Genomic DNA, 6646 nt, shown 5'->3' with positions numbered 1-6646 from the left:
CCACGTACTCGGCCACAAGAGGTTGGTGTGAGCGCATCACATCTGGCGTATGTGATTTATACCTCAGGCTCGACAGGGCAGCCAAAAGGCGTGATGATTGAGCATAAAGCTATTGTGAACTATCAAAATCATATCACACATAGTTATAATATTTCGTACACAGATTGTGTGTTACAGTTTTCAAACACCTCGTTCGATATCTTTATTGAAGAATTTTTCGGGGCGCTTTGTCATGGTGCAAGGTTAGAGATTAGAAATGAAGACTGCATGTTGGGGCTGGCACAATTTACTCAATTTTGCGATGAAAAAGGCGTAACAATAGCTAGTTTGCCAACGGCATTTTGGGCGCAACAACTTACTGAAGAAGTAGTAATTGAAGAAACAACGCTACGAATGGTTATTGTTGGTGGCGAGGAGCTTACCCATTCGACGGTTAAGCGGCATTACATGCAAATGCCACAAAGTACGATCTTGGTAAATACTTATGGCCCTACGGAAGCGACAATTACTGCTACGACTTATGTTACTTCAGCAGCTGATCTGGTGAATGAGGTTATACCGATAGGTAAGCCTAATAAAAACAATCAATTATACATACTGAATGCGCAGCTGGAGTTGTGCTCTGAGCACCATATTGGCGAGTTGTATATCGGCGGGGATGGTTTAGCACGCGGGTATCTAAATAAACCCGAGTTGACACAAAAAGTATTTATTAATAATCCATACTATGACCCGCATAAACAAATCGGCTCCCGTGTGATCTATCGTACTGGTGATCTAGTGAAGTACTCCGAGTCTGGGTGTATTGAGTTCTTAGGGAGAAAGGACTCGCAAGTTAAGATTAGGGGATATAGATTAGAGCTAGCTGAAGTTGAAAGCCATCTAATTGGACTTGAAGAGGTTGAGTCAGCTTTGGTATTAACTGAAAATCAACCTCATGGGCCACAACTCATCGCCTTTATCAAACTAGCTGATGCTAAGATTAGCGTGGATGGGATCAGAGAGAAGCTGAAAGCTGTGATGCCAAACTATATGCTGCCTCAATACCTTGAGGTTGTTACCGAATGGCCGCTAAATGCTAATGGGAAAATAGATAAAGCTGAGTTGTTAGCTGGCTATCACACACCTAGCGTGAGCGATTTTCAGCTTCCCAGTTCTAAAGCGGAGCAAGATCTAATCAACGTGTTTGCAAAAGTGCTAGACAAAGCGCCAAACCAATTAGATATGACGGCTAACTTCTTCCACCTTGGAGGGCACTCATTATTGGTGCCCATGTTGACAAGAGAAATCAACAATAAGTTTGGTAGTAATCTGAAACTAAAAGATATATTTGAAAACCCAACAGCAAAAGAGTTGGTCGATGTGTTGGCATCAGAAAATATAAAAGGACATGATGAGAGTAACGTACACTTAATTACTTTGTCTGAGGGGTCTAAAGAGGCACCAGCGCTGGTGTTAATCCACCCTGTTGGTGGGTCAGTGGCATGTTATGCACCGTTATTATCTAAGTTAAACGTAAAAGGTTCAGTGTATGGGATTAGCACCTCGGAAATAGATGAAGCAAGTTTATCTTTGGTAGCTGAAAAATATAATAAACTTCTTAATAATCATGGTATTAATTGCTTCTCCTTGGCTGGTTGGTCAATTGGTGGCATGATAGCACTTGAAATGGCTTCCCAATTAGAACAGAATGTGTCAGTGGTGTTAATCGACAGTTATACACCAGAGACAATAAAAAGCCATACAGACTTTGAGCTATCACCCCAGCATAGAGCCTTACATTCTTTAGTATTGGAGCTAAATGTTGACTTGGGGATACTGCCTACAAATGTATTAGAAACAGAGGTTGAAGTCTTATGTGAAATGGTTGTGGCTCGAGGAATAGAACAAAATATATTCTCATCGGCAGTATCTGCCACAGATTTGCATGAGCGTATAAAGGTAATATCGGCACTTGAGTCACTTACTATGGCATATCAGCTGTCTAATTATCGAGGCCACACTCTATGGGTGAAGGCTTTATCTAGCGACGTGGATCAAGTGAGTGAAGAAGCTAAGTGGTTAGCGCATTGTGAGAGTTTACAAGTTGTCCCTGTTGTAGCCGATCACTTTAGTATATTGCGAGATCCGTCTGTTGACTCGTTAAGCCAAGCTATAGAGTCTTTTTTATTGGAATCAAAGGAAGGTAGTTAATTCAATATCATAGCCACCGTATGAAGGATGGCTTTTTAATAACAGAGCCATGTATTACAGGTCAGCTGATAATACTGTTTTTAATGCATACACAAAATAAATCGCCAGTAGCATTTAGAGCCTACTAAATAGGGCTTTAAATTGGTCAAGTTTGACATGTATGCACCTTATTGGGAGTCAATATTTTGAGTAATGCAAAGATAACACTAAAAAAAGTTACTAAAGTCTTTGAAATGGAAGATGTAGATACACATGCGCTAAGAGGTGTAGATCTCGTTATTGAACCAGGCGAATTTGTTTCAATATCAGGGCCTTCAGGGTGTGGTAAATCAACATTATTATCAATTTTAGGACTGCTTGACACCGCAACAGATGGTGAATACCTAATTGAAGGCGAAAATATAATAGGGTTATCTGATGATGCGTTAGCGGAAATTAGAAACGAAAAAATTGGGTTTATTTTTCAATCTTTTAATCTTATTGATGAATTGACAGTCTTTGATAATGTTGCACTTCCTTTGCGCTATGGCAACGCCCAGCTAGATAGTAAAGCTGTGGAACAGCGAGTAAACGAAGTGCTTGCGCTGGTAGATATGAGCCACAGGGTAAATCATAAGCCGAATTATTTGTCAGGTGGTCAACAGCAGCGTGTGGCAATCGCTCGCGCGTTGGTAAAAAAACCTGCCATATTATTGGTGGATGAGCCTACAGGTAACCTAGATTCGAAAAGTGGTGATCTTGTGATGGGACTGTTGGCTGACCTAAATAACAAAGGGACTACAATCTGTATGGTAACTCACGATCCTCGCTATGCTGATATGGCGAAAAGAAGATTGTATCTACTTGATGGTGTGATCCAACCAGCCCCTGCAGTAGCGGAGAAAGTCGCGTGAAAAATGGTTTACTCTTGATCAAAGATGCCGTAACGAGTCTAAGACATCGACTTGGCTTTGTGTTTACGGTTATCACAACAATGGGGATCACGCTCGGTGCGTTCCTCTGTATCGCTACGCTAAATTATCTACTTCTGGTTAAGCCTCTCAGTTACCCTGAGCAACAAAATATGTTTGTTGCCGAGCACAAGCTGCTAGATCCAGATAAACGCCCAAGAGCAAACGCGTTTACGTACCCAGGCCTAGTCTACTTATACGAAAACCAAAGTTACTTTGATAATGCGACTATCATTGCTTACAAACAAAATGTTATTTCATCAATTCCATCTCAACCTACGGTAAATACGGGGGCCGTTACCCCAGAATTTACAGGTATGTTTGATATGAATATGTATATGGGGCGGAGTTTTAGCGAAACAGAGGCACTGAATAATTATAATCCAGTAACGGTGATAAGCTATCAAACTTGGCAAGGGCTATTTGGTAGTGATCCAGAGATTCTGTCTAAAACCTTAATGTTAGCAGGCATTAAATATCGAATCATTGGTGTGGCTGCAAAGGGCTTTAAAGAGCCACAATTGCTAAAAACAGGCCACGAAACGCAAGTATGGCTACCTTGGGATTTCAACTCTTTTGAGGACGCGCAAAGACAGTACTGGGGCAATGTAAGTGATGCGCTATTCTTTGTGGGTGCAATAAAGCCAAATACTGATATGAAGTTGGCAGAACAACAACTTTCAGCGCTTGTTGACTCGCGTTGGCAGCAGGAGGGGATAGCCACTGGGTGGAGTATCGAAATTGCTTTAGTTGCGCTTAAAGATGTCATTATGGGTGATAGTAGTGTTATGGCGATACTGTTGCTAGGCGGTGTAACTGGTTTGGTATTAATCTCATGTGTAAACCTACTTAATTTATTTATGTCTCGTACAGTTGAACGTCAAACTGTGTTGTCTATTCATGCAGCCATCGGAGCTAAAAAGTCTGATCTATTCAAGCTAATGTTCGCAGAGTCTGGTGTTCTCTTAGGGATATCTACGGTGATAGCCTTAGTTATAGCAAGTTTCGGCTTTATGTTGTTGGGACACTATTTGAATGAAGTATTGCCAAGAGCAAATGAACTTAGCTTATCGCTATTTACTTTCGTTATTGCAGTTGTCTCTGCGTTGAGCCTTGCACTATTTTTTGCCAAAGTTGGGATTAGTATCGTTAACTATAAAAAGTTAAAAGAAGGGTTACAGTCAAGTGGTAAAGGAACTGGGGTTCAGGTATCTAAAAGAAAAAGAAAGTTGTTGATCATTAGCCAAGTTGGGTTGGTGACTAGTTTAGTTCTGGCCAATATCACTTTATTTCAGCTTGCTATCGAAACAATCTATAAAGATAAGGGATTTAATGTAGAGAACAAAGCTCAGCTATCAGTAAAGACCATGACGTCAGAGCCGCTCAGTAAAGATGCCTCAGTCGCAGTCATGAGAGCATTAAGGGATAGACTTGAAGCACAACCGCAGGTTGCATCTGTGAGCCAAGCAAAGTCACCTGTTAACCCGTTTAGTACTTGGGCAATGAAAGATGTTGAAAATAATGCAAGACTAACTCCGCTAGGTAAAAAAGTTGACCAAAACTATTTTGCAATGATAGAACAAACACTTGTTGCGGGTCGCCTATTTGATAGTTCAGATATTCAGTCGGGTGCTCAGGTGATGATAGTGAATGAAGCATTTGCTGAAATGTATGGCGGCAGCCAAGATGTGATCGGCAAGCGTTTCACTCGTGGAAGTACACCAATAGAGGTCGTTGGCGTTGTAGAGCCTATCTTTCTTCCTTCTGGTGATACGAATACCGCCAGAGTATATATGCCTGAATCTCAGTCTAGCTATTACCTGATGATTCAGTTTAAAGCGGAACAACTGATGAGTCGTGCGCAAATTGCAAGTATTGTAAGTGCTGTAGATTCTCGGTTCACTGTATTCAACTTTGATATGTTATCAGAGTTGCATACAAAAATGCTCTTCGGAGATATTACAGCAGCGTTGACTTCAGGGCTCTTAACGATATTGATATTATTTCTAGCCGCAATAGGCTTGTATGGAACACTGAGTTATAACCTCCAACTTCGAAAGTTAGAAATTGGCACTCGCCGTGCGATTGGTGCAAAAAAGAAAGATTTGTACACCTTAATGATCGGTGACACTAGTCAACCTGTGTTTGTAGGTTTAGCTTTGGGTAGCCTGGGTCTTTTCATTCTCTGGCTTACCACTGAGGTTAACAGTATGATTTCGTTTGACTCAATGACGATAGGGATGCTTCTGATATCAGTCTTAATGATAATACTAATTTCATTATTTGCATGCTGTTACCCACTGAAACGACTCTTAGACAGCCCAATTATATATAAGCTGAAGGGAGAATAATCACAGATATAAGCTGAAATAAGAATGTCTCACACATGAGATGTTCTTTCAATTTCCTCGATAGAGCAAAGTGTGAGAGAAGAAGAGTATGATGAACATACCAAGCACAGAAGTGGTACAGAAAGCTTATGAAATGTGGTTGGGGGTAGGTGATAGTGTTTGTATCAGTCAGTCTGAGAACTTCATTTACTCCTTTACTCAGCATGATAAGGATTATGTACTTCGTCTGACGCCAAGCGAAAAGAAGCAGACATCACTATACGATGCAGAAATGAAAGTGCTAAATTATTTAGCTTCACATAATGTCAAAACTTGTCAGCCTGCAGAGTCAAAGTTTAACCGTTTACTTGAGCAAGTTTGCGTCAAAGCGGATGAGTCATGCTATATCGCAAGTGCATTTGTAAAGTTAGTTGGAGAACAGGTTGAGATAGCAGACGTTGATAGTGAGCTTCTGTTTCAGTGGGGGGAACTGTTAGGCAGCATTCATAAGGTTGGTTGTTCAATGAGTCCTGAGCAATTCAAAAGGCCAACGGAAGCGAGCGTAGTAACCGATGTGAAAAACTTGCTCAATGATTGTGCAGTGGATATTGATGATGAACTAAGGTTATTTATTCAAAGTGAAATAGAGTGGCTGAGTAATTTGCCAATGAATAGTCAGAATTATGGACTTAATCATGGTGATTTAGCTGTAAATAACTTAATAAAAACAAATAACCAACTATATGCAATCGACTTTGATAGCTGTCATTTCTGTCACTTTATCATTGATGTCGCGTTGGCTATACGGGCGAGTGTGGGAAGCATGAGTGACTTAAATAAAGCGCAAAGGGAGCGGTGCCATCAAGCAAATGCTAAGCATTTTCTGAGCGGGTACCATACTCAGCACCCCCTGGACAATATTGAAGTTGAGTCCATTGCAAGAGTAATAAATCTGATTGACTGTTTTGAGTATCTTATTTTGAGGTATAGATACTTTAAGCGGCAATCACAACAAGAAGCTCACTTTACTATGGGATCTATCAGCAGCGAAAAGTTTGAGCAGATAGCCAGTGACATTATTTCAAGTGAGCAATTACTTTGGCTTTAATACCACTACGGTGGCTAAGTGATATAGGCAGTAATTTATCAGTATCAGGATCAGAGAAACTTAAG

The 6646-nt window shown here is 40.7% G+C and carries 4 protein-coding genes; all 4 read left to right on the top strand.

The window, feature by feature from the left end; all coding sequences use genetic code 11:
• The coding region (locus HUZ36_RS20355; RefSeq protein ID WP_176033833.1) for an amino acid adenylation domain-containing protein at positions 1-2193 on the top strand (2193 nt) is incomplete at its 5' end.
• 185 nt (positions 2194-2378) lie between these two features.
• Positions 2379-3086 carry an ABC transporter ATP-binding protein gene (locus tag HUZ36_RS20350; RefSeq protein ID WP_373865579.1) on the top strand — a complete coding sequence of 236 codons (708 nt, stop codon included), beginning with the start codon at positions 2379-2381 and terminating at the stop codon, positions 3084-3086.
• The gene (locus HUZ36_RS20345) at positions 3083-5494 is read left to right on the top strand and encodes an ABC transporter permease (protein WP_176033832.1); all 2412 of its coding nucleotides are present in this window, start codon (positions 3083-3085) and stop codon (positions 5492-5494) included. Before HUZ36_RS20350 ends, HUZ36_RS20345 begins: the two co-directional genes overlap by 4 nt.
• Before the next feature lie 88 nt (positions 5495-5582).
• Positions 5583-6581, top strand: coding sequence for a phosphotransferase enzyme family protein (locus tag HUZ36_RS20340; protein WP_147389287.1), 999 nt, complete (start codon positions 5583-5585; stop codon positions 6579-6581).
• The last annotated feature ends 65 nt before the right edge of the window (positions 6582-6646 follow it).

The sequence above is a fragment of the Pseudoalteromonas sp. McH1-7 genome (assembly GCF_013366255.1).
Classification (GTDB): Bacteria; Pseudomonadota; Gammaproteobacteria; order Enterobacterales; family Alteromonadaceae; genus Pseudoalteromonas; species Pseudoalteromonas peptidolytica.
The sequence above is the reverse complement of the archived record's forward strand: the minus strand, read 5'-3'. Positions and strand labels throughout refer to the sequence as shown.

Bases quoted from the DNA above. Each gene is read 5' to 3' on its own strand.
- HUZ36_RS20340 (WP_147389287.1), top strand. From the start codon at position 5,583: ATGATGAACATACCAAGCACAGAAGTGGTACAGAAAGCTTATGAAATG.